Annotated in this window: 20 protein-coding genes and 2 tRNA genes; 17 read left to right on the forward strand and 5 right to left on the reverse strand. The window is 72.3% G+C overall.

All coding sequences use genetic code 11. The features are described 5' to 3' along the window. Window positions 1-237 precede the first annotated feature (237 nt). Complete coding sequence (gene cimA, locus ACGFI8_RS01435) at window positions 238-1,839, forward strand: citramalate synthase (protein WP_392798330.1); 1,602 nt, start codon at window positions 238-240, stop codon at window positions 1,837-1,839. Window positions 1,840-1,885: 46 nt separating this feature from the next. On the opposite strand, the gene ACGFI8_RS01440 is transcribed toward cimA, so the two are convergent. Beyond that, window positions 1,886-2,374 carry a hypothetical protein gene (locus ACGFI8_RS01440; RefSeq protein WP_392798332.1) on the reverse strand — a complete coding sequence of 163 codons (489 nt, stop codon included), beginning with the start codon at window positions 2,372-2,374 and terminating at the stop codon, window positions 1,886-1,888. Window positions 2,375-2,501: 127 nt separating this feature from the next. Continuing rightward, complete coding sequence (locus ACGFI8_RS01445) at window positions 2,502-3,518, reverse strand: endonuclease/exonuclease/phosphatase family protein (RefSeq protein ID WP_392798335.1); 1,017 nt, start codon at window positions 3,516-3,518, stop codon at window positions 2,502-2,504. 137 nt (window positions 3,519-3,655) lie between these two features. On the opposite strand from ACGFI8_RS01445, the gene ACGFI8_RS01450 reads away from it, so the two are divergent. The 6 genes from ACGFI8_RS01450 (at window position 3,656) to ACGFI8_RS01475 (ending at window position 9,588) form a co-directional block, all read left to right on the forward strand. Continuing rightward, window positions 3,656-4,450, forward strand: a complete 795-nt coding sequence (locus tag ACGFI8_RS01450) for a prolipoprotein diacylglyceryl transferase (RefSeq protein ID WP_392798337.1) — start codon at window positions 3,656-3,658, stop codon at window positions 4,448-4,450. Beyond that, the gene (locus ACGFI8_RS01455; protein ID WP_392798340.1) at window positions 4,447-4,833 is read left to right on the forward strand and encodes a hypothetical protein; all 387 of its coding nucleotides are present in this window, start codon (window positions 4,447-4,449) and stop codon (window positions 4,831-4,833) included. Before ACGFI8_RS01450 ends, ACGFI8_RS01455 begins: the two co-directional genes overlap by 4 nt. Continuing rightward, window positions 4,830-6,434 carry a radical SAM protein gene (locus ACGFI8_RS01460; RefSeq protein WP_392798342.1) on the forward strand — a complete coding sequence of 535 codons (1,605 nt, stop codon included), beginning with the start codon at window positions 4,830-4,832 and terminating at the stop codon, window positions 6,432-6,434. Before ACGFI8_RS01455 ends, ACGFI8_RS01460 begins: the two co-directional genes overlap by 4 nt. Before the next feature lie 131 nt (window positions 6,435-6,565). Then, a complete protein-coding gene (locus ACGFI8_RS01465) occupies window positions 6,566-6,880 on the forward strand; it encodes a hypothetical protein (RefSeq protein ID WP_392798345.1) in 315 nt (104 codons plus the stop codon). 269 nt (window positions 6,881-7,149) lie between these two features. Further along, window positions 7,150-7,299 (forward strand): hypothetical protein, encoded by a 150-nt coding sequence (locus ACGFI8_RS01470; RefSeq protein WP_392798347.1) that lies wholly within the window; start codon window positions 7,150-7,152, stop codon window positions 7,297-7,299. Between the two features lie 21 nt (window positions 7,300-7,320). After that, a complete protein-coding gene (locus ACGFI8_RS01475) occupies window positions 7,321-9,588 on the forward strand; it encodes a glycogen debranching N-terminal domain-containing protein (protein WP_392798350.1) in 2,268 nt (755 codons plus the stop codon). Here the strand turns inward: ACGFI8_RS01475 and ACGFI8_RS01480 are convergent. Further along, window positions 9,585-10,367: a PQQ-dependent sugar dehydrogenase gene (locus ACGFI8_RS01480; RefSeq protein WP_392798352.1), complete on the reverse strand. Its 783-nt coding sequence runs from the start codon at window positions 10,365-10,367 to the stop codon at window positions 9,585-9,587. The genes ACGFI8_RS01475 and ACGFI8_RS01480 overlap by 4 nt on opposite strands. Window positions 10,368-10,603: 236 nt before the next feature. Between ACGFI8_RS01480 and ACGFI8_RS01485 the strand changes: the two genes are divergently transcribed. The 4 genes from ACGFI8_RS01485 (at window position 10,604) to ACGFI8_RS01500 (ending at window position 13,800) form a co-directional block, all read left to right on the forward strand. Further along, window positions 10,604-11,431 (forward strand): 3-methyladenine DNA glycosylase, encoded by an 828-nt coding sequence (locus ACGFI8_RS01485; protein WP_392798354.1) that lies wholly within the window; start codon window positions 10,604-10,606, stop codon window positions 11,429-11,431. An 83-nt stretch (window positions 11,432-11,514) separates the two neighbouring features. Next, window positions 11,515-11,970, forward strand: a complete 456-nt coding sequence (locus ACGFI8_RS01490) for a hypothetical protein (protein WP_392798357.1) — start codon at window positions 11,515-11,517, stop codon at window positions 11,968-11,970. Between the two features lie 106 nt (window positions 11,971-12,076). Then, entirely contained in the window at window positions 12,077-12,997 is a 921-nt protein-coding gene (locus ACGFI8_RS01495; RefSeq protein ID WP_392798360.1) for an ABC transporter ATP-binding protein, read from the forward strand. After that, the gene (locus tag ACGFI8_RS01500) at window positions 12,994-13,800 is read left to right on the forward strand and encodes an ABC transporter permease (RefSeq protein ID WP_392798362.1); all 807 of its coding nucleotides are present in this window, start codon (window positions 12,994-12,996) and stop codon (window positions 13,798-13,800) included. Before ACGFI8_RS01495 ends, ACGFI8_RS01500 begins: the two co-directional genes overlap by 4 nt. 121 nt (window positions 13,801-13,921) lie before the next feature. Here ACGFI8_RS01500 and ACGFI8_RS01505 read toward each other — a convergent pair whose 3' ends face one another. Continuing rightward, window positions 13,922-14,848 (reverse strand): FAD-dependent oxidoreductase, encoded by a 927-nt coding sequence (locus ACGFI8_RS01505; protein ID WP_392798365.1) that lies wholly within the window; start codon window positions 14,846-14,848, stop codon window positions 13,922-13,924. Between the two features lie 89 nt (window positions 14,849-14,937). Next, a complete protein-coding gene (locus tag ACGFI8_RS01510; protein ID WP_392798368.1) occupies window positions 14,938-15,759 on the reverse strand; it encodes an alpha/beta fold hydrolase in 822 nt (273 codons plus the stop codon). Window positions 15,760-16,162: 403 nt separating this feature from the next. On the opposite strand from ACGFI8_RS01510, the gene ACGFI8_RS01515 reads away from it, so the two are divergent. From ACGFI8_RS01515 to ACGFI8_RS01540, 6 genes are all read left to right on the forward strand, one after another. Further along, window positions 16,163-16,930, forward strand: coding sequence for a lytic polysaccharide monooxygenase (locus tag ACGFI8_RS01515; RefSeq protein WP_392798371.1), 768 nt, complete (start codon window positions 16,163-16,165; stop codon window positions 16,928-16,930). A 75-nt stretch (window positions 16,931-17,005) separates the two neighbouring features. Then, window positions 17,006-17,563 (forward strand): DUF305 domain-containing protein, encoded by a 558-nt coding sequence (locus tag ACGFI8_RS01520; RefSeq protein ID WP_392798373.1) that lies wholly within the window; start codon window positions 17,006-17,008, stop codon window positions 17,561-17,563. A 324-nt stretch (window positions 17,564-17,887) separates the two neighbouring features. Then, window positions 17,888-19,126 carry an FAD-binding protein gene (locus ACGFI8_RS01525; protein ID WP_392798376.1) on the forward strand — a complete coding sequence of 413 codons (1,239 nt, stop codon included), beginning with the start codon at window positions 17,888-17,890 and terminating at the stop codon, window positions 19,124-19,126. Window positions 19,127-19,135: 9 nt separating this feature from the next. Then, window positions 19,136-19,924 carry a fumarylacetoacetate hydrolase family protein gene (locus ACGFI8_RS01530; RefSeq protein ID WP_392798379.1) on the forward strand — a complete coding sequence of 263 codons (789 nt, stop codon included), beginning with the start codon at window positions 19,136-19,138 and terminating at the stop codon, window positions 19,922-19,924. A gap of 74 nt (window positions 19,925-19,998) precedes the next feature. After that, a tRNA-Gln gene (locus ACGFI8_RS01535) sits at window positions 19,999-20,070 on the forward strand. A gap of 56 nt (window positions 20,071-20,126) precedes the next feature. Further along, a tRNA-Glu gene (locus tag ACGFI8_RS01540) sits at window positions 20,127-20,199 on the forward strand. Window positions 20,200-20,459 lie beyond the last annotated feature (260 nt).

The raw sequence follows: 20,459 nt of genomic DNA on the forward strand, positions 1-20,459 counted from the left end.
GTGACGAACAGGGTGAATCGTGAAGCAGATCACCCCCGTTCTCAGCATCCGGAATCACGTGCCACCGGGGGCCCGTGCGTGGCAAGCTACCGAACGTGACTCGGCTCATTATTGGCCCCTAGCGCGTCCAGCATCCTCCCGCTGGCCGCGCAGACCTCTCGCATCCGCGAGGGGTTTTTTTGTTGGTCCCGACCCGAGCCGCGCACAAGGCCCCCTCTTCCCGCCAAAGGAGCAACCATGCACGTGTACGACACGACGCTGCGCGACGGGGCCCAGCGTGAGGCGATCAGCTACTCCGTCGTCGACAAGCTCGCCGTCGCGCGGCTGCTCGACGAGTTCGGCGTCGGGTTCATCGAGGGCGGCTGGCCAGGGGCCATGCCGAAGGACACCGAGTTCTTCCGCAGAGCGCGCACCGAGCTCAACCTCAAACACGCCGTCTTCGTCGCGTTCGGCTCGACCCGCAAGGCCGGCGTCCGGGTCCAGGACGACCCGCAGGTGCGCGCCCTACTCGACGCCGAGACCCCCGCCGTGACGCTCGTGGCCAAGTCGGACCTGCGCCACGTCGAGCGCGCCCTGCGTACCACCGCGGACGAGAACCTGGCGATGGTCCGCGACACCGTCGAGTACTTCGTCGCCGAAGGCCGCCGGGTCTTCCTCGACTGCGAGCACTTCTTCGACGGCTACCGCTTCGACCCCGACTACACCGCCAGCGTCGCCGCCGCCGCCCTCGCCGCCGGCGCGGAGGCCGCCGTCATGTGCGACACCAACGGCGGCATGCTGCCGTCGCTGATCACCCGCACGATCGGCGAGGTACGGCAGCGGCTCGCCGTCGCGCTCGGCGTCACCCCCGAGCAGGCCGTCGCCCGCCTCGGCATCCACTGCCAGAACGACACCTCGTGCGCGGTCGCGAACACCGTCGCCGCCGTCGAGGCCGGCGTGCCGCACTTCCAGTGCACCGCCAACGGCTACGGCGAGCGCCCCGGCAACGCCGACCTCTTCGCCGTCGTCGGCAACCTGCAGCTCAAGCTCGGCATGCCGGTCCTACCGGACGGATGCATCGAGCAGATGGTGCGCGTCTCGCACTCCATCGCCGAGATCGCCAACATCGCACCCGACACCCACCAGGCCTACGTCGGGTCGTCAGCGTTCGCTCACAAGGCGGGCCTGCACGCGAGCGCGATCAAAGTGGATCCCGTGCTCTACAACCACATCGACCCCGTCGTCGTGGGCAACGACATGCGGATCCTGGTCACCGAGATGGCCGGCCGGGCCAGCATCGAGCTCAAGGCGCGCGAGCTCGGCGTCGACCTGGCCGGCAATCCGGACGCCCTGTCCCGGGTGACGAACCGGGTCAAGGAGCTCGAGGCCCGCGGCTGGTCGTTCGAGGCCGCCGACGCGTCGTTCGAGCTGCTGGCCCGCGCGGAGCTGGCCGAAGGCGCCCTGCCGCGGCCGTTCGCCCTGGAGTCGTACCGCGTCCTGGTCGAGCACCGCGAGGACGGCGCCGTGGTCTCCGAGGCGACGGTCAAGGTCCGCGTCCGCGGCGAGCGGGTCATCGCCACCGCCGAGGGCAACGGCCCCGTCAACGCCCTCGACGAGGCGCTGCGCGTGGCGCTCACGAGGCACTACCCGGAGCTGGCCCGCTTCCAGCTCGCCGACTACAAGGTCCGCATCCTCGAGGGCAGCCACGGCACCGGCGCGGTCACCCGCGTCCTCGTGGAGACCCACGCGACCGGGGAGGACTGGACGACCGTCGGCGTCCACGAGAACGTCGTGGAGGCCAGCTGGCAGGCCCTCGTCGACGCGCTCAGCTACGGCCTGACCCGCCAGGTGCGCGTCTAGACAGGCGGCGGGGGCCGGCATCAGCCGACCCCCGCCATGTGTTCCGCTATGGGCACTTGTTCTGTTTATAGGCGGCCAGCGCCGCCTGGTCGGGCTCGAACTTCCAGGCCCCGTTCTGGTACTTCACCGTGTTCGTCCCGGTCTGGTTCGCCGTGCCGGCGGCCGGGGTGTGCGTCCACTTGATCGTCGCCGTCGTGTCGTCGACCGGGGTCACGCCCGTCACCTGGTACTGCCCCTGCTGCCCGGTGCACGTCGACACCAGGTCGATGTACGCGTCCTTGCCGATCGCCGCCTTGGCGCTGTCGGTCCACAGGTCGTAGGCCCCGGCCCAGTCGCCCTCCGACAGGTTGTCGAACACCTGCTCGGCCGTCACCTGCGCCGTCTGCGCGTCTTGCGGCTGCGCGGTCACCTCCACCGTGGGCCGGTCGGACGCCGACTCCGTCTTGTCGCTCTGCTTGTCCGAGCAGGCGGCCGCCGCGCCCAGGAGAAGCGGCACGGCGAAGGCGAGCGCGAGGCCGCGGAACGTTCGTGTCACCCATCTGCTCCAACGTGGTTCCCGTTCGGGCGGGGGCCCGATCCGTAGGTGAAGGTACTCCCGGCCAACGAACCGCGTATAGCCGGAGGTACGCCTTCGATCCTTTCGGCGGTCGGGCCCTGCCGGCTCAGGCCGCGCCCTTCGGGAGCACCAGTTCCGCGTAGACCGCCTTGTGGTCGCTGTTCGGCATCCGGTGCACCGTCACCGTGCGCACCCCGACACGCTTGTCGGCCACCACATGGTCGAGCGTCACACCCGGGATGAACCACCGCTCGTCGAACGGCCACGACGCCTCGAACCCGGCCCCCACCACATCCGCGGCGTCGCGGTAGCCCTTGGCCAGCACCGAGCGGAACCCCTCGTGGTCCAGCGTCGCGTTGAAGTCCCCGATCAGCAGGCTCACCGCCCCGTCCGGCGTGGCCGCCGGCTCCTGCGCGATGTCCCGCTCCCAGCACGCGCTCTGCGACGCGGCGGCCGGCGCGCACGTGTGCACCGACTCGACCCGGATCTCCGTCGCGCCCGGCACCCGCACCCCCGCCTGCGCCTGCCCGAACCCGGACTCGAAGAGCCGGTACCCGAGGTCCGTCACCGGAAAGCGGCTGTACACCGCCGAGCCCGTCACCCCCGGCCGCGGGTACGACACCACGTTCGGCAACACGTCCTCGAGCCCCGCGGAGCGCAGCGCATCCTTCGCCTCGGGCGTGTACTCCTGCAACGCCACCAGATCCACGCCGAACTTCTTGATCAGCCCCACGATCGTCGCCGGGTCCGCCCCGCCCACCAGCATGTTCACGCTGAGCACCCGGATCGCCGGCCCACCGTCCGGCCCCGGCGAGCTGTCGGCGATCCAGCGCGGCAGCACACAGGCCGCGAGCGCGATCGTGGCCAGCGCCGCGACCAGTGCGGGCCAGAGCCGCTTGGTGAGGACCGCGACCAGCAGCGGCACCAGGGAAGCGGCGGCGACATATGGTGTGAAGGCGATAAGTTGTACGGCGGGGAAACCGCCTTCCAGCCCGAACGTCCGCGTCGCCGCCCAGACCACGAACGGCACCACCGCCAGCCAGACCACCACTGTCCACCAGCGCCGCCGCGGCTTGACCGGCTTTTCGGGCAGCAACGGCAGGGTGTCCTCCGTGGTGGCCATCCCGTCAGAGTAAGGGAGCCACGCAACCCCGTCCGCGTCGTGCCTCATTTGTTCGGGTCCGTCCCGGTTCGTGGTGGCCGTTCGGTCGGCGTGGAAGAGCCGCATGACGCGGCGCTCTGCCATTAGGCTCGGCATCCGTGCACCCGGTGATCGCGCGGATCGGCCCGGTGGCGATCCTCTCCCACGACGTGTTCGTGGCGCTCGGCATCGGGGTCGCCGCGCTCGTGCTGCTGTGGGAGATCCGCCGCCGCGGGGCCCAGGACGAGCGCCTCTGGTACGTGCTGGCCGGCGCCCTCGTCGGCGGGGCGCTCCTGGCCCGCCTGGGCACGTGGGCGCAGCACCTCGACCCGAGGGACAACGCGCCGTTGCTGGAGCAGTGGGCGTACGGCAACCGCAGCGTCCTCTCCGGGCTCCTCGGCGCCTACCTGGGCGCGCTGCTCGGCAAGCGGATCGGCGGCTACCCGCACAAGACCGGCAACCTCTTCGCACCCGCCGTCGCCGCGGGCATGGCGGTCGGCCGCGTCGGCTGCCTGCTGGCCGAGCCGCCGGGCACCCCGACACGCCTGCCGTGGGGCATCACCCTCGACGACGCGCACGCCGCCGCGATGCACGTGCCGGCCGGCGTGCCGCTGCACCCGTCGTTCGCGTACGAGATCCTGTTCCACCTGGCGGCCCTCGCGGCCCTGCTCGCGCTGCGCGGCCGGATCACCGCGCCCGGGCGGCTCTTCATCCTGTACCTCGCCGCCTACGCCGCGTTCCGCTTCGGCGTCGAGTTCGTGCGCGGCAACGAGGTCGTCTGGGCCGGCCTGACCCGTTCGCAACTGTTCCTGCTGGCCCTGCTGCCCCTGACCACAGCGCGTCATGCCTGGCGGCACACGCGCGGACGCGCCCATGGCCGTGAGGCCCCGAACGAAGCCGAGGCACTGACGTGAGTTCTCCGCCCCAGCACGGCTGGTCCGTGCCGCCGCCTCCGCCCCAGCCCGGCCCCGATCGCCCCATCCGGACGAAGCGCGTCTTCGGCGGCATCGGCCTGGCATTCCTCGGCCAGGTCCTCGCGATCCTGGTCGGCCTCGCCGCGGTCATCATCGGCAGCAACAGCGCCAACTCCGAGAACGCCCTCATCGGCTTCTACCTCGAGATCCTCCTCCAGATCCTGCTGTTCGTCGCCTGCCTCGTCTTCGGCATCGTGTGGATCGCCCGCAAGGACCGCGGCATCGGCCTCGGCATCCTCATCGGCTGGGGCGTCAGCGTGCTCGTCTTCCCCGTCGCCGGCATCGGCGTCTGCCTCGCCATCGTCAACCAGGGACAGCCATGACCTCCGGAATGCAGCTGCGCGGCGACCGCATCCACCGCTACGTCAACGCGTTCTGCCCCGACTGCGCGGCCGACGACCCCGACCGTCCACTGGAGAGCGTCCAGCGGCTCTCCGGCCTCCTTGCCGAACGGGACGGGCGGATCTGGCTCGAGCGCGGCTGCCCGAGCCACGGCCTCGTCCGCACCCTCTACGACGAGTCGCCGGAGATCCTGCGATACCTCGAGCAGTGGACCGCGCCCACGAAGACCCACATCCCCGACGTGGCCGGCAACTTCGCCCCCGTCCCGTCCGCGTACCTGGCCGGCCTGCCGGAGATGCAGACCCAGCACACCTGCATCCTGCTCGCCGACCTCACCGACAGCTGCAACCTGCGCTGCCCCACGTGCTTCACGGACTCCTCGCCCGCCATCGAGGGCGCCGTGCCCCTCGCCGACGTCCTCGCGAGCGTCGACACCCGGCTGTCGCGCGAGAACGGCCGTATCGACGTGCTGATGCTCTCCGGCGGCGAGCCCACCCTGTACCCGTGGCTCGAGGAACTGCTCGAAGAGGTCTCCGCGCGCAACGTCGTTCGGATCCTCATCAACTCCAACGGCGTGCGCATCGCGCGCGACGACGCGTTGCTGGACCTCCTCACCCGCCACCGCGAGCGGGTCGAGGTCTACCTGCAGTACGACGGCGTGTCCGAGCGCGCCGCCCGCCACCACCGCGGCGCCGATCTGCGCCGCCTCAAGGATCAGGCGGTCGACCGCCTCTCCGCCCGCGGCATCTTCACCACCCTGACCATGACGTGCGCCCTCGGCGTCAACGACGACGAGATCGGCGCCGTCGTGAAGCGCGCCCTGGACACCCCGTACGTCGGCGGCGTCTCCCTGCAGCCCCAGTTCGGCTCCGGCCGTTCGGGCCCGATCGACCCCATGAGCCGCCTCACCCACACGGGCGTCCTCGCCCGCCTGGGCCCGCAGACCGGCGACCTGGTCACCTGGCGCGACCTCACGGCCCTGCCGTGCTCGCACCCGCACTGCTGCTCGGTCGGCTACATGCTGCGCGACGACGCGGGACGCTGGCAGTCGATGACCGCCCTCATCGGCCACGAGCGCCTCCTGTCGTTCCTCGACCTGGCCCCCGACATGGTCGCCAACCGCATCGCCGACGTACAGCTGCCCGCCGCCCTGCGCACCGCCGTCAAGGACTCCCTGCTGGGCTTGCTCTCCGAGCAGTCCTCCCTGTCCCACCCCGACGTAGGCTCCCTGTGGCGCGACATCTGCGAGAACTGCGACCTGGGCATCTCGACCTTGACCACCCTCGTGTCATCCTCGCTACCGGGCGGCCGCAACCGCCTGCGCAAGATGCTCGGCGAACGCGTCAAGCGCATCACCGTCAAGCCCTTCATGGACCTGCACACCATGATCGAGGAGCGCCTCCTGCAGTGCTGCGTCCACGTGGCCACCCGCCGCACGGACGAGACCGGCCCCCAGGACCAGTGCGCCCCGTTCTGCGCCGTACAGGCCTGGCCCGCCCTGTCGGCCCAACGCCTCCCACGCGCGACCCACCCGCTGCTGCCGCTGTCCCCGCGCACGGCCGCAACCGAGGCGATCTCATGACAAACCCGCTCCCACCCACGACCTCGGCCCCGCCCACGCCGCCGGCTTCCTCCCCGACCTCGGCCTCACCCGCGCCCACGCCGTCGGTTTCCTCCTCGACGCCGCCCCCGACCTCGGCTCTGCCCGCAACCTTGGCGAGGCCCTCGCGCCCGGGCGCGCAACCGCCCTCATCGCCTTCCCCGGCGCCTGACGCGTCCGCGCCGTACGATCCGCTCCGTCTCTGCGTCTACGCCACCATCGCGGCCCTGGCCTGGCTCCTGGGCCCGGTAGCGGTGCTCGGCTTCGCCCTGCTGGGCTTCGCCGGCTACGCCCGAGCCCGCCGCCGCGGCCTGACTCGCTCGAAGTGCATTCTGCGCGACACGCGGCTGGTCCTGACGTACCTGGCCGCCCTCGCCCTGGCCGGCCTCGCGGCCATCGCCTGGCAGCTCTACCACCTGTTCACCTGATTCCGCGCCCGCGCTTCCGCGCCCGCGCTTCCGCGCCCGCGCTTCCGCGCCCGCGCTTCCGCGCCCGCGCTTCCGCGCCCGCGCTTCCGCGCCTCCGCGCCTCCGCGCGGCGGGCCCGTTCCTCGCGCGCGGTCCGCGCACGCGTCCGCGGTCGGCCCGGGCGCTTCCGCGCGTGTCCCGGCCCCGCCCGTGCGCGTCCGCGCGCAGGTCGTTGCGCCGCGCGGAGGTTCGGCTGGCCCCCGCGCGACGGCAGGTCTACGTTGGCTGCCGTGAATGACCTGCCACCCACGTCAGACCTCGGCCCCAACGGCTCGCCGAAGCCGGCGCGGCCAACGCCGCTGCCCGGCTGGTTGCGACGCACGGAGGCGGAGCAGCGCTGGCCCGCCGCGGCCCGCGCGGTCAACGTCATCGGCGGCTGAGGGCGGAGCAGAAGGAACGAGATGGCGCAGCCCTACCTGCACGACCACGTCACCTGTGTGGCCGCCCCGGCGACCTGGCTCTCGGGCCCCTCCGGCCGGCTCGCCGGCGGTGCCGACGGCCTCTACGTCGAGGACCGCCGCGTCCTGTCCCGCCTCGTCGTCACCGTCGACGCCGCGGAGCCGGTCCCGGTCGCCGTCCGCCGCACGGGAGCCGCCTCAGCCCAGTTCTCGTCGGTGCCGCAAGAGCCCGCCCCCGCCGGCGACGCCCTCACGCTGACGGTGTCGCGCCGCCGGCTGGCCGAGCCGTCGGGCGGCACCGAGACCATCACCCTGGCCAACGCCTCCCACGCCCCGATCACGGTCGACGTGGCGGTGCACGCGGCCACCGACTTCGCGGGGATGGGCGAGGTCCGCGCGGGCCGCGCCGCGAAGGCAGCCCCCGCCGCCGGACCACCCCGGGCCACGGCGAACCCGCAGGAACCCAGCGCGGCCTACACGACCGGGCCGACGGAACACCTCGACTGGCACGCCGCCGACGGCATGTCCGTTCGCATCCGATCAACCCCGCCCGCGCACATCGCCGCCGGCGCGGACACGGACGCCGATTCGCGGGTGAAGGCGCACCCGTCCCTCGGGGCCACGGCGACGCTGCGCTGGCGCGCCACCGTGCCCGCGCGCGGAACCTGGTCCGCCGAGCTGCGCATCACCCGCACGGACGTGCCCCCGATCGCCCGGCCCAAGCGGTTCAGCACCCTCCGCGTCGCCGCGGACGACCGGCGGCTCGACGCGCTCGTACGGGCGAGCGTCCAGGACCTCGACGCGCTGCGCCGGATCGAGGGCGCGGACGCGTACTACGCCGCGGGCAGCCCGTGGTACCTGACCCTGTTCGGCCGCGACGCCCTCTGGGCCGCCCGCCTCGCGCTGCCGCTGGGCCACGACGCCGCCGCGGGCACGCTTCGCCTCCTCGCGGCCCGCCAGGGCACCCGCCACGACCCGGAGACGGACGAGGAGCCCGGCCGGATCCTGCACGAGGTGCGCCGCGCCGGCACCGGCCACACGCTGCCCCTGGTGTACTACGGCACGGTCGACGCGACGCCGCTGTTCGTGAGCGTCCTCGCCGACGCGTACCGGTGGGGCATGCCCCCTGCCGCCGTCCGCGCGCTGCTGCCTGCCGCACACCGAGCGCTGGGCTGGCTGGCGCGGCACGACGGCTTCGTGCGCTACGACAGCGGCGGCACCGGCCTGACGAACCAGGGCTGGAAGGACTCCGCCGACGCCGTCCAGCACGCCGACGGTCGCCCGGCCCGGGGCCCGATCGCGTTGAGCGAGGTCCAGGCCTACGCATACCGGGCCGCCCTCGACGGCGCCTGGCTCCTCGAGCAGTTCCCCGACGCCACCCGGGACGACGACGCGACCGGCGAGACCGGCGGCAGCGCCCGCGACGCCGCGGTGACCGGCCGGGCCGGCCGGGCCCACGACGCCGCGGCGGGCGGCGAGGCCGGCAGCACTTCCCGCGACGCGACGGCGGCGTACGAGGCCGGCGACGGAGGCTACGACGCGGCGGGGGAGGCGAAGCGATGGCGCGAGTGGGCGCACGACCTCGCCGAGCGCTTCCGCACGCGGTTCTGGTGCCCCGGCGGGTACCCCGCGATGGCCCTGGACGGCGCCGACGAGCAGGTCGACCTCGTCGCCTCCAACATAGGCCACCTGCTCGGCACCGGCCTGCTCACGCCGCCGGAGAGCGCCGCCGTGGCCGAGCGCCTCGCCGGGCTGCGGTCGCCGTTCGGCGTCCGCACGGCCGCGCCGGCCTCAGCGGGGTACAACTTCCTCTCCTATCACCTCGGCTCCGTCTGGCCGCACGACAACGCCGTGGCGCTGCTGGGTCTGGCGCGCGACGGCCACCGCGCGGAGGCGTCGGCGGTCATCGCGGCCCTCCTGGACGCGGCCGAGCGCTTCGATTTCCGCCTCCCCGAGTTGTACGGCGGGGACGACCTGCCCACCCCGTACCCGGCCGCGTGCCGCCCCCAGGCGTGGGCCGCGGCGGTCGGCCCGGCGATCCTGACCGCGCTGCTCGGGCTCGACGTCGACGTGCCGGCGGGGCGGATCACGTTCGCGCCGCTCGCCCCGTCGCCGGTCGGCGCGTACCGCGTGCGCGGCCTGAAGGTGGCCGACGGCGAGCTCGACGTGAGCGTCACCGCCGCGGGCGAGCTCACGATCCACAATGGACCCATCGGCGTGACGTTCCACAACGCCGACGGCACGCCCGCCCGGATCGGCCGGCCGGGCTAGGCGCCCGCGCGCGGAGGCGTCAGCCGCAGCACCGTGCCGCTGCCGTCGTCGCTGATCAGCAGCGTCCCGTCGGTGTCGACCGCGGCGTCGACGGGACGGCCCCACCACCTGCCGCCGTCGTCGACGAAACCGGTCGCCAGGTCCACCGGGTCGCCGGGCCCGGACGCGGTCCACGGGATGTACAGCACCTTGTACCCCGCGGGCTTCGTGCGGTTCCACGAGCCGTGCAGCGGCACGATCGCCGCCCCGTTGTAGAACGTCAGGCCCAGCGGGGCGCTGTGCGGCGGTAGCCCCAGGTCGATCGGGTCCGCCTTGGAGCAGTCGGCCTGCTGCCCGTCGCGGTTGAGCTCGTAGTCGCGCAGGAACGGCATGTTGCGCAGCCCGCGGTCGCTGTCGGGGTTGCAGAACGGCCAGCCGTAGAAGCCGCCGTCGCGGACCTTGATGAACTCCTCGGGCGGGTAGTCGTCGATGAACTGCGCCATCCGCTTGCCCTTGTCCGACGTGCCGTCGCCGTCCACGTCGCGGTCGTCCGGCACCAGCGTGTTGTCGCGGTTGTTCACGACGATCCACAACTCGTCGGTGCCCGGGCGGAACGCCAGCCCCTCGGCGTTGCGGATGCCGCGCGCCAGGAGGCGCCTGGACGCGTTGGTGCCGCCCGCGGCGTACGTGTAGATGGTGGCCCGCTGCGGGTCGCTCACGGTGTCCTGGATGCACGCGTTGCACGTGGAGGCGATCGACACGTAGAGCGTCTCGCCGTGCACGGCGATGTTCTTGAGCACGTGCGCGTATGCGCGAGCGCGGGTGGCACCGCGACCTTGACCCGGGTCGGGCGTCCGAGCCCGGGGCCGGCGGGAGACGGCGAACCGGCCGGGCCCGAACGCTCCGGCCGCGCGGACGCGGACTCGGGCGAGCCGTTCGGCGCGTCCGAGCAGGCGACAAGGGGCAGCGAGCAGGCGAGGAGCAGGGTCCAGAGCTTGCGCATGGTGCCGACGCTAGCGCTCCGTAAGCTTGACCGGTGCAGCTCATCGTTCTGGACCGGCCGACCTGGGAGGCCCGCCGCGCCGCCCACGAGGCGCGCGTGGACGCCTGGATCGAGCCGCACCTGGCTCGCCGCCGGCGCGGGCGCAAGCACCCGGTCGAGGACTTCCTCTTCACCTACTACTCGTACCGGCCCTCGCAGCTGCGCCGCTGGCACCCAGGCGCGGGCGTCGTCCTCGACGGTTCGGGCGAGGACGCGGCGACGGTACCGGCCCGCCGCGCGGACGCGATCGCGTGGATCCGCGACCTGCTCGCCGCCACGGCCGCGCGGACGCCGCACCTGGGCTGCTTCGGCCTGCACGAGTGGGCGATGGTGTACCGGCAGACGCAGGACGAGCTGCGGCACAACGCGTGGCCGCTGCGCCTGGGCGCGCGGGGCACGGACGCGGTCGTCGAGGCCGGCCGGATCCGGTGCAGCCACTTCGACGCGTTCCGGTTCTACACCGCGCCCGCACGGCCGCTGAACCTGCTGCAGCCGACCCGGGAGACCCAGGCCGCCAACGAGCAGCCGGGCTGCCTGCACGCGAACATGGACCTCTACAAGCACGCGTACAAGCTCACCCCGCTGGTGCCGGCCGAGCTCATCGCCGACTGCTTCGAGCTCGCCCGCGACGTGCGCACCCTCGACATGCGGGCCTCGCCGTACGACCTCGCCGACCTCGCCTACGAGCCGGTGCCGATCGAGACCGCCGCGGGAAGGATGCGGTACGTCGAGGAGCAGCGCTCCTTCGCCGAGCGCGCCGCCCCGCTGCGCGGGCGCCTCATCGCCGAGTGCGACAGGCTCCTGGAGGCCGTCGGCAATTGACCGCAGGGTGGAACCCGGACGCGGCCGCCTAGTGTATAAGTCGGATTCATGTTGCGGCGGGAACTCGGGTCCGGGGAGTGGCGATGAGCGAGGTACGGCGGCGGCTAGGGCCGCTGCTGGGCATGTGGGACATGACCGCCACCGTGAACGGCAAGGTCACCATGCGCGGCTGGACGAGCTTCGCGTGGGCGGACGAGGGGGAGTTCCTCGTCCAGCGCGCGGACGCGGATCCGCCGGGCGACGACGTGCCCAAGGAGTGGATCATCAACTCGCCGTTCCCGACCACGTCGGTCATCGGCTACGACGACGGCAGCAAGACCTTCACCATGCTGTACTCCGACGCCCGCGGCGTCCTGCGCGCCTACGGCATGGACCTCGACGGCGGCACGTGGCGGATCTGGCGCGCGGCCGAGGGCTTCAACCAGCGCTTCACCGGCATCATCGACGCCGACGGCAGGCGCATCACGGCCCAGTGGGAGATGTCGAAGGACGGCCTCAAATGGGCCAAGGACTTCGACATGACGTACACCCGTGGCTGAGGGCCGTCACAGCCTCTCTTAGCCTCGCCACAGCAACACACCCCTACCTTCCGTTGAGACGGCGCGCCCGCGCGGGGGCCGGCCCAGCCAGCGGAAGGAAGCCACCATGATCGAGGCTGTCGGCCTCACGAAACGCTACGGCGAACGCGTCGCCGTCGACCGGCTGTCGTTCACGGTCCGCCCCGGCCAGGTCACCGGGTTCCTCGGTCCCAACGGGGCGGGCAAGTCGACCACGATGCGCATGATCCTGGGCCTGGACGCGCCCACGGAGGGCACCGTCACGGTCAACGGCCGCCCGTTCGCCACCCTGGACAACCCGATGCGCGAGGTCGGCGCGCTGCTGGACGCCAAGGCCATCCACGGCGGGCGCAGCGCGTACCACCACCTGCTGTGCCTCGCGCAGAGCAACAACCTGCCGCGCCGCCGCGTCGACGAGGTGCTCGACATCGTCGGCCTCACCGGCGTCGCGCGGAAGCGCTCGAAGGGATTCTCCCTCGGCATGGGCCAGCGGCTCGGCATCGCGACCGCGCTGCTCGGCGACCCGAAGGTGCTCATGTTCGACGAGCCGGTCAACGGCCTCGACCCCGAGGGCATCCTGTGGATCCGCAACCTGATGCGCTCCCTGGCCGCCGAGGGCCGCACCGTGCTCGTCTCCAGCCACCTCATGTCGGAGATGGAGCACACCGCCGACCACCTGCTCGTGATCGGACGGGGCCGAATGATCGCGGACTGCACGGTGCGCGAGTTCATCGACCGCAACTCGGCGCTCGCCGTCCGCGCGCGGACGCCCGACGCCGCACGCCTCGCCGACCTCGTCACCGCCGCCGGCGGCAACGCCGCGCCCGAGCCCGACGGCGCGCTGCTCATCACGGAACTGCCGCTCCCGCGCGTCGGCGACCTGGCGTTCGACAACGGCATCCGGCTGCACGAACTCTCGCCGCTGCAGGCGTCCCTGGAGCAGGCGTTCATGGAACTGACCAAGGACAGCGTCGAGTACCACGCGGCGATTCCGGGAGAACAGCAATGACCGATGTCGTACTTCCACGAGCCGGCCTCTCCGGCATGCTGCGCTCCGAGTGGACGAAGCTGCGCACCGTGCGCTCCACCGTGTGGTCCATCGTCGCCATGGCCGGCATCGCGATCGGCCTGATGTCGATCATCTCCTGGGCGGTGATGCGCCAGTGGGGCAGCACCGACCCGGCGAACCAGGGCTACCTGCGCCAGCACCCGATCGAGCTCGTCATCGCCCGCCCCGTGTTCATCGCCCAGCTCGTGATCGCGGTCCTCGGCGTGATGGTCATCTCGGCGGAGTACACCACCGGCATGATCCGCTCCACCCTCCAAGCGCAGCCGCGCCGCCTCACCGTCCTCGCCGCGAAGATCCTGGTGTTCGCCGCCCTGATGCTCGTCGTCGGCGAGCTGCTCTCCTTCGCCGCGTTCTTCCTGGGCCGCGCCATCATCGCCGACCACATCCCGGTCTCCCTGGGCGACCCGGGCGTGACCCGCTCGGTCGTCGGCGCCGGCCTCTTCATGGCCATGCTTGGCCTGTTCTCGCTGGCGTTCGGGGCCATCATCCGCCACACCGCGGGCGCCATCACCGCCGTGCTGGGCCTGATCCTGATCGTGTCGCAGCTGACCGAGCTCCTGCCGGGCAGCTGGGGCGCCCACATCCACGCGTGGATGCCCACGAACGCCGGCCAGCGCATCTTCGAGCCCACCCTGCCCCCGGACGCGCTGCTGACCCAGTGGCAGGGCTTCGCGGTCTTCAGCGGCTGGACGGTGCTGTTGCTGGCCGTGGCCGCGTACCTGTTCAAGACCCGCGACGCTTGATCCCGGCGACCGCACGTCGCTCCCGCCTACGGCCCGGAGCGACGTGCGGTCGCGGTGGGTTCGCGCGGGGACGGCGTGCTTGACGCGAGTGCGTCCGCGCGGGCGCGGTGTGCCGGGCCGCTCAGGACGACACGAGCCGGACGACGTCATCGGCGCAGCCCCACGACAGCGTGACGCCCGCGCCGCCGTGCCCGTAGCTGTGGACGAGGCGGGTGCCGCCCGGTAGCGACGCCGGATCCGGCTCCACCCGCGGGCCTCCGTGCCGCGCCGGGCGCAGCCCCACCGCCTCCCAGAGCGGCCGCGCGCCGATCAGCTCCGGGACCAGGCCGGCGCACCGGCGCAGGATCGCCTCGGTCGTGGCCGGGTCGACGGTCTCGGACCAGTCGCCGGGCTGGAACGTCCCGCCGAGGACGACGTCGCGGGAGCGCGGGTGGACGTACGTCATACCGTCCGGGTGGTCCTCGTCCCGGATCGACGTCACCAGGCCCGGGTTGGCCACACCGACGATCTGCCCTCGGGCCGGGAACACCGCCGGGTCGTCCGCGAGGACGCGCGCCGCCAGGCCGGTCGCGTTGACCACGGTCCCTGCCTGCCCCGCGAGGTCGGCCAGCCGCTCGACGCGCCCGCGCGCCAGCGTGCCGCCGGACTGCCGCACCCGGTCGGCGAGCCATCCGAGGTACGGCTCCATCTCCACCGACGGCACGGTGAAGCGCCACTCGCCCGGATGCGCCACGAAGTCCGGCACCGCGCCCGACCACCACGGCCAGCCGGCCGGGCCGCGCAGCAGCATGCGCGTCGGGCGCGGGGCGACACCGGGGACGCCGGCGGCGGCCTGGGCCATGAACTCGTCGTAGGTTCGGTGCGCCCACGCGAGGACGCGCGGGTCGGCTTCGGTGTGCGTCGGGTACCACACCGCCGCCGCCAGCCGGGACACCGTCGCGGTGGGCTCGTCCGCCGTCACCACGCGCACCCGCGCGCCGCTCTCGAGCAACCGCACCGCACAGGTCAGGCCGATCACGCCGGCGCCGAGCACGATCACATCGTCCATGCCTCCAGGCAATCAGCACCCGGACGTGATGTCCAAGCCGCATGCGGTACCGCGCTATCGCCCGGGCGCGGCGCACCTGGCCGTGAGCGTCAGGCCCGGATGAACGCGAGCAGGTCGGCGTTGAGCGCCGCCTCGTAGGCGCCGACGATGCCATGGGACGCGCCCGGGTACACCTTGAGCGTCGCGTCCTTCAGCAGCTGCACCGTCTTGGGCGCGGCGGCCTTGATCGGCACGATCTGGTCGTCGTCGCCGTGCGCGACGAAGACGGGGATGTCGATCCGCTTGAGGTCCTCGGTGAAGTCGGTCTCCGAGAGCTCCTTGACGCAGTCGTACGCGGCCTTCAGCCCCACCTGCATGCTCAGCAGCCAGAACTGGTCACGCATGCCCTGCGACACGGTGCTACCCGGGCGGTTGGCGCCGTAGAACGGCGCGCTCAGGTCGCGGTAGAACTGCGAGCGGTCGGCTGCCAGGCCGGCCCGGATGGCGTCGAACGCCTCCAGCGGAGTGCCCTCCGGGTTGGCGTCGGTCTTGAGCATCAGCGGCGGCACCGCACCGACCAGGACGGCCTTCGCCACGCGCGACGTGCCGTGCCGCCCGAGGTACCGCGTGACCTCGCCGCCGCCGGTGGAGTGCCCGACCACGATCGCGTCGGTGAGGCCGAGCTGGTCGATGACCTCGGCGAGGTCGTCGGCGTACTGGTCCATGGTGTTGCCGTTCCACGTCTGCGTGGACCGGCCGTGGCCCCGGCGGTCGTGGGCGATCGCGCGGAAGCCGTTGGAGGCCAGCAGCATCAGCTGGTTGTCCCAGGCATCGGCGTTGAGCGGCCAGCCGTGGCTGAACACGACGGGCCGGCCCGCACCCCAGTCCTTGTAGAAGATCTGGGCGCCGTCGGGCGTGGCGATGTAGGGCATGACGTCTCCTCGCAGCTCGATGCGAGCCGGGTGTGGGCTGGCTCGTGCAGGCCTGCTGACCACGACGGCGCCGGATAAACCCGCACGGGCCCGCGACGTGATCGGGCCTGGCGACGGCCCGGCCGGCCTGATGACTCGCGGGGTGACCTCATGGGTGAGGCGCGGATGCGTGGCGTGAGCCCGGCGGATCACCGCGTCCGCGCCGTGCCGCTGCTGCGCGATGCCGAGCCGCGTCCGCGCCCGTTGGTGCGGATCCGGCCTCCGCGCGGGCGCCTCAAGGGGAGCTGAACCCTACCTTAAGAGAGAGCGCTTCATTGAGCGATATTCATAAAGGTTATTTACTGTTAACAATCCTTCCTTTACATTGACGGCACCACCCCCCACCGCTGGAAGGAGCGATTGGATGCGCAAAGCGATCGCAGCGGTACCCATCACGCTGGCCACCGTGGCCGCCGCACTGCTGGTGACGGCGTCCCCGGCGTCGGCGCACGGGTACATCTCCTCGCCGCCCAGCCGTCAGGCGATGTGCGCGCAAGGGCGCGTCGCCAACTGCGGCGAGATCGTGTACGAGCCGCAGAGCGTCGAGGGTCCGAAGGGCCTGACGAGCTGCAGCGGCGGCGTCAGCCGCTTCGCCCAACTCGATGACCCGAGCAAGGGTTGGCCGGCGACGTCGGTCGGCGACACCGTCACCTTCACCTGGGTGTTCACCGCTCGCCACGCCACGACGAACTTCGAATACTTCGTCGGCAGCACCCGCATCGCGGTCATCGACGGCGGCGGCAAGCAGCCCGACGCCACCGTGTCGCACACGGTGAGCCTCGGCGGGCGTACCGGCCGGATCCTCGTGCTGGCCCGCTGGAACATCGCCGACACCCCCAACGCGTTCTACTCGTGCGTCGACCTGCAGGTCGGCGGCGGCAACCCGTCGCCGACGCCCACGCAGCCGTCGCCGTCGCCGACGCGCCCGAGCCCGTCGCCGTCGAACTCACCCACCGCCTCGCCGACGGCCTCGCAGCCGCCGACGGGCACGACCACCTGGGCCGCCGGCACCGCGTACAAGGTCGGCGACCGCGTCACCTACAACGGTGTGACCTACGAGTGCCGTCAGGCGCACACCGCGATCCCGGGCTGGGAGCCGCCCAACGTCCCGGCCCTGTGGCTGCGCGTCTGAACCTCGGTACCGCTGGAAAAGCGGTGGCGTCCCCGACCACCGGGACGCCACCGCGCGCAAGGAGACCCCCGGAACATGAAACGCTTCGCGCTCCTTCTCGCGGCGTTCCTGCTGGCGGGCTGTGCCGCCGCCCCGGCACAGCCCGCCCCCGCAGGCACCGAGCAACGCGTCTTCAACGACACCGACGTCATGTTCAGCCAGATGATGGTCGCCCATCACAGCCAGGCGTTGGAGATGGTCCGCCTGGCCCGGACGAAGGCGGTGCGCGAGGACGTGCGCACCCTCGCGGCCGCGATCGACGTCACCGAGACCGACGAGCTCAAGACCATGCAGGTGTGGCTCGGCGCCTGGGGCCAGCCGCCGGCCGCGGACCCGTCCGCGCACGCCGGCCACGGCGGGGCGCACGGCACCAGCCCCGACGACATGAAGGCGCTGGGAGCCACCAGCGGCACGGAGTTCGAGACCAAGTTCCTCAACATGCTCATCGCGCACCAGCACAATGCGATCGAGATCGCCCGGATGGAGACCGGCACCGGCGTCAACGCCGGCGCTCTCGACCTGGCCCGGCGCATCGACGAGTCGAGGACCGCCGAGATTCAGCAGATGCTTCGGTACCTCAACCAGCCCGCCTGACCCATGCGTCGCGCCCGCGCGGGCGCGCAAGGCGGCGCCGTGACCGGGCGGACAACCGGTCGGTCGGCGACGTCCGCCCGGCCGCCAGCCTCTCGGCGGCGGCTGCCGCGTGTGGCGGCGACTCGCAACCGATGCTGTGGGGTCACCTGGCGACGTGTGCGCGGGCACTCAGGATGCGAGCGTGCCCGGTCCATGCGGCGTCCGGGCGGGCTCGACGTGGAGGCCCTCGCCGTGGTGGTCAGGCGCGGGGGCGATGATGGCGGCTGCGCCCCGGCTGGCGGGCGGCACGGCTTGGGAGTGGCTCCACGTGGCGAGGAGGCGGGGATGACCGGGCGGCTGAGGAACTGGGCCGGGAACATCGAGTTCGGGGCGGCGCGGGTGCACCGGCCCGAGACGGTCGAGCAGGTGCGGCGGATCGTGGCCGGCGCCGAGCGGGTCCGTGTGCTCGGCACCGGGCACTCGTTCAATCCGATCGCGGACACGCCCGGGGATCTCATCAGCGTCGCCGGGCTGCCGGCGGACATCCGGATCGACGCGGAGCGGGGAACGGTCAGCGTCGCCGGTGGGGTGCGGTACGGGGAGCTGGCCGAGCGGCTGGACGCCGCCGGGTACGCGCTGCACAACCTCGGGTCGCTGCCGCACATCTCCATCGCGGGCGCGGTCGCGACCGGCACGCACGGGTCCGGGGTCGGGCTGGGCAACCTCGCGACCGCCGTCGCCGCGATCGAGCTCGTCACCGCCGACGGCGAACTGGTGTCGCTGCGGCGCGGGGACGCCGACTTTCCGGGCAGCGTCGTCGCGCTCGGGGCGCTCGGCGTGGTCGTGCGGGTGACGCTGGACGTCGTCCCGGCGTACCGGGTGAGCCAGCACGTCTTCGAGCACCTGCCCCGCGCGCAGCTGGACGCGCACTGGGAGGAGATCGCGGCCGCCGGGTACAGCGTGAGTCTCTTCACCGGCTGGGCCGGCGACACCGTCGACCAGGTGTGGGTCAAGCGGCGCGACGGCGACGCTTCCGCGCCCGCGGAGTTGTTCGGGGCCAAACCGGCCGGCGGGCCGCGGCACCCGATCGCGGCCATGTCGCCGGTGCACTGCACCGAGCAGGGCGGCGCGCCCGGGCCGTGGCACACGCGGCTGCCGCACTTCAAGCTGGAGTTCACCCCGAGCAGCGGCGAGGAGCTGCAAACGGAGTACTTCGTGGCGCGCGCGGACGCGGTCGCCGCGTTCGCGGCGGTGGACCGCGTGCGGCACCTGGTCGCGCCCGCGCTGCAGATCTCCGAGATCCGCACGGTCGCCGCGGACGAGCTGTGGCTCAGCCCGCACTACGGGTGCGACAGCGTGGCGCTGCACTTCACCTGGGTACCGAACAATGATCTTGTTCTTCGGGCGGTTGAGGCGCTGGAGGAGCAGCTCGCGCCGCTGGGGGCGCGGCCGCACTGGGGCAAGGTCTTCCGGCACGCGCCGCGCTACCCGCGCTCCGCCGATTTCGCCGCCCTCGCCGCGCGGCTGGACCCGCGGGGCGCGTTCCGCAACGCGTTCGTGCAGCGCCACGTGCTCGCGGAGTAGATTCCAGCCGTGCGTATCGCTCGTTTCGCCCACAGCAGTGGCATGTCGTTCGGGGTCGTCGAGGGTGAGCCGGCGGCCGGCGTCTCCGGCCTGACCGTCGCCGAGATCGATGGCCACCCGTTCGGAGACCTCCGGTTCACCGGGCAGCGCTGGGCCGTCGCCGACGTGCGGCTGCTCTCGCCCATCCTGCCCAGCAAGGTGGTGTGCGTCGGGCGCAACTACGCCGACCACGCGGCCGAGCTGGGCAACGACGTGCCGAAGGAGCCGCTGCTCTTCCTGAAGCCGTCCACCTCCATCATCGGCCCCAACGACGCGATCCGGCTGCCCCCGCAGTCGCAGCAGGTCGAGCACGAGGCCGAGCTCGCCGTCGTGATCGGCGTCACCGGCGCGCGCCGCGTCGACCGCGCGGGCGCGGCCGCGGCGATTTTCGGGTACACCTGCGCGAACGACGTGACCGCGCGCGACCTGCAGCGCAAGGACGTGCAGTTCACGCGCGCGAAGGGCTTCGACTCGTTCTGCCCGATCGGCCCGTGGATCGTCACCGGCGTGGACGTCGGCGACGTCGAGGTGCGCTGCGAGGTCAACGAGGAGGTCCGCCAGCTCGGCCGCACCAAGGACATGATCTTCGACGTGCCGACGCTTGTGTCATATGTGTCACACGTGATGACGCTGTTGCCCGGCGACGTGATCCTCACCGGCACCCCGGCCGGCGTCTCCCCGATCGCCGCCGGCGACGAGGTCGTCGTCTCGATCGAGGGCATCGGCGCGCTCAGCAACAGGGTCCTGACCTTGGAATAGGCGCGTCGCCGACAACCGATTTGGCGAGGAAGGGGACCTCCGGTAAAGTTCTCTTCCGGCGCGGTAAGCGCCAATGGGGTATGGGGTAATTGGCAGCCCGACTGATTCTGGCTCAGTTAGTCTAGGTTCGAGTCCTGGTACCCCAGCACCGCAGCAAGATCGCGGTGCTGTAGAGTTTCACCGCACGTCAGCAAGGTACTGGGGCCCCGTCGTCTAGCGGCCCAGGACGCCGCCCTCTCAAGGCGGTAGCGCCGGTTCGAATCCGGTCGGGGCTACAGAGCACGTTTCGGCCGCTCAGAGGTGCCAGACCTCCGAGCGGCCGATGTGTTTTCCGGTCTGTTAAGCCCTCCGGAGTCAGCGGGTCGTCAGCGGGGCGGTCAAAGACGTCCCGCACGCGGGTGTAGAGGTTCAGCGTCGTGGACGTGCTCTCGTGCCCATCACCGCCCGGACGATGTTCACCGGCACGCCGTCGGACACCAGCCACATGGCGTAGGAGTGACGAAGGTCATGCACGTGCAGCCCGCCGGCCGCGTGC

Origin of the sequence: Dactylosporangium sp. NPDC048998, assembly GCF_043197855.1 — a bacterium.
GTDB lineage: Bacteria > Actinomycetota > Actinomycetes > Mycobacteriales > Micromonosporaceae > Dactylosporangium.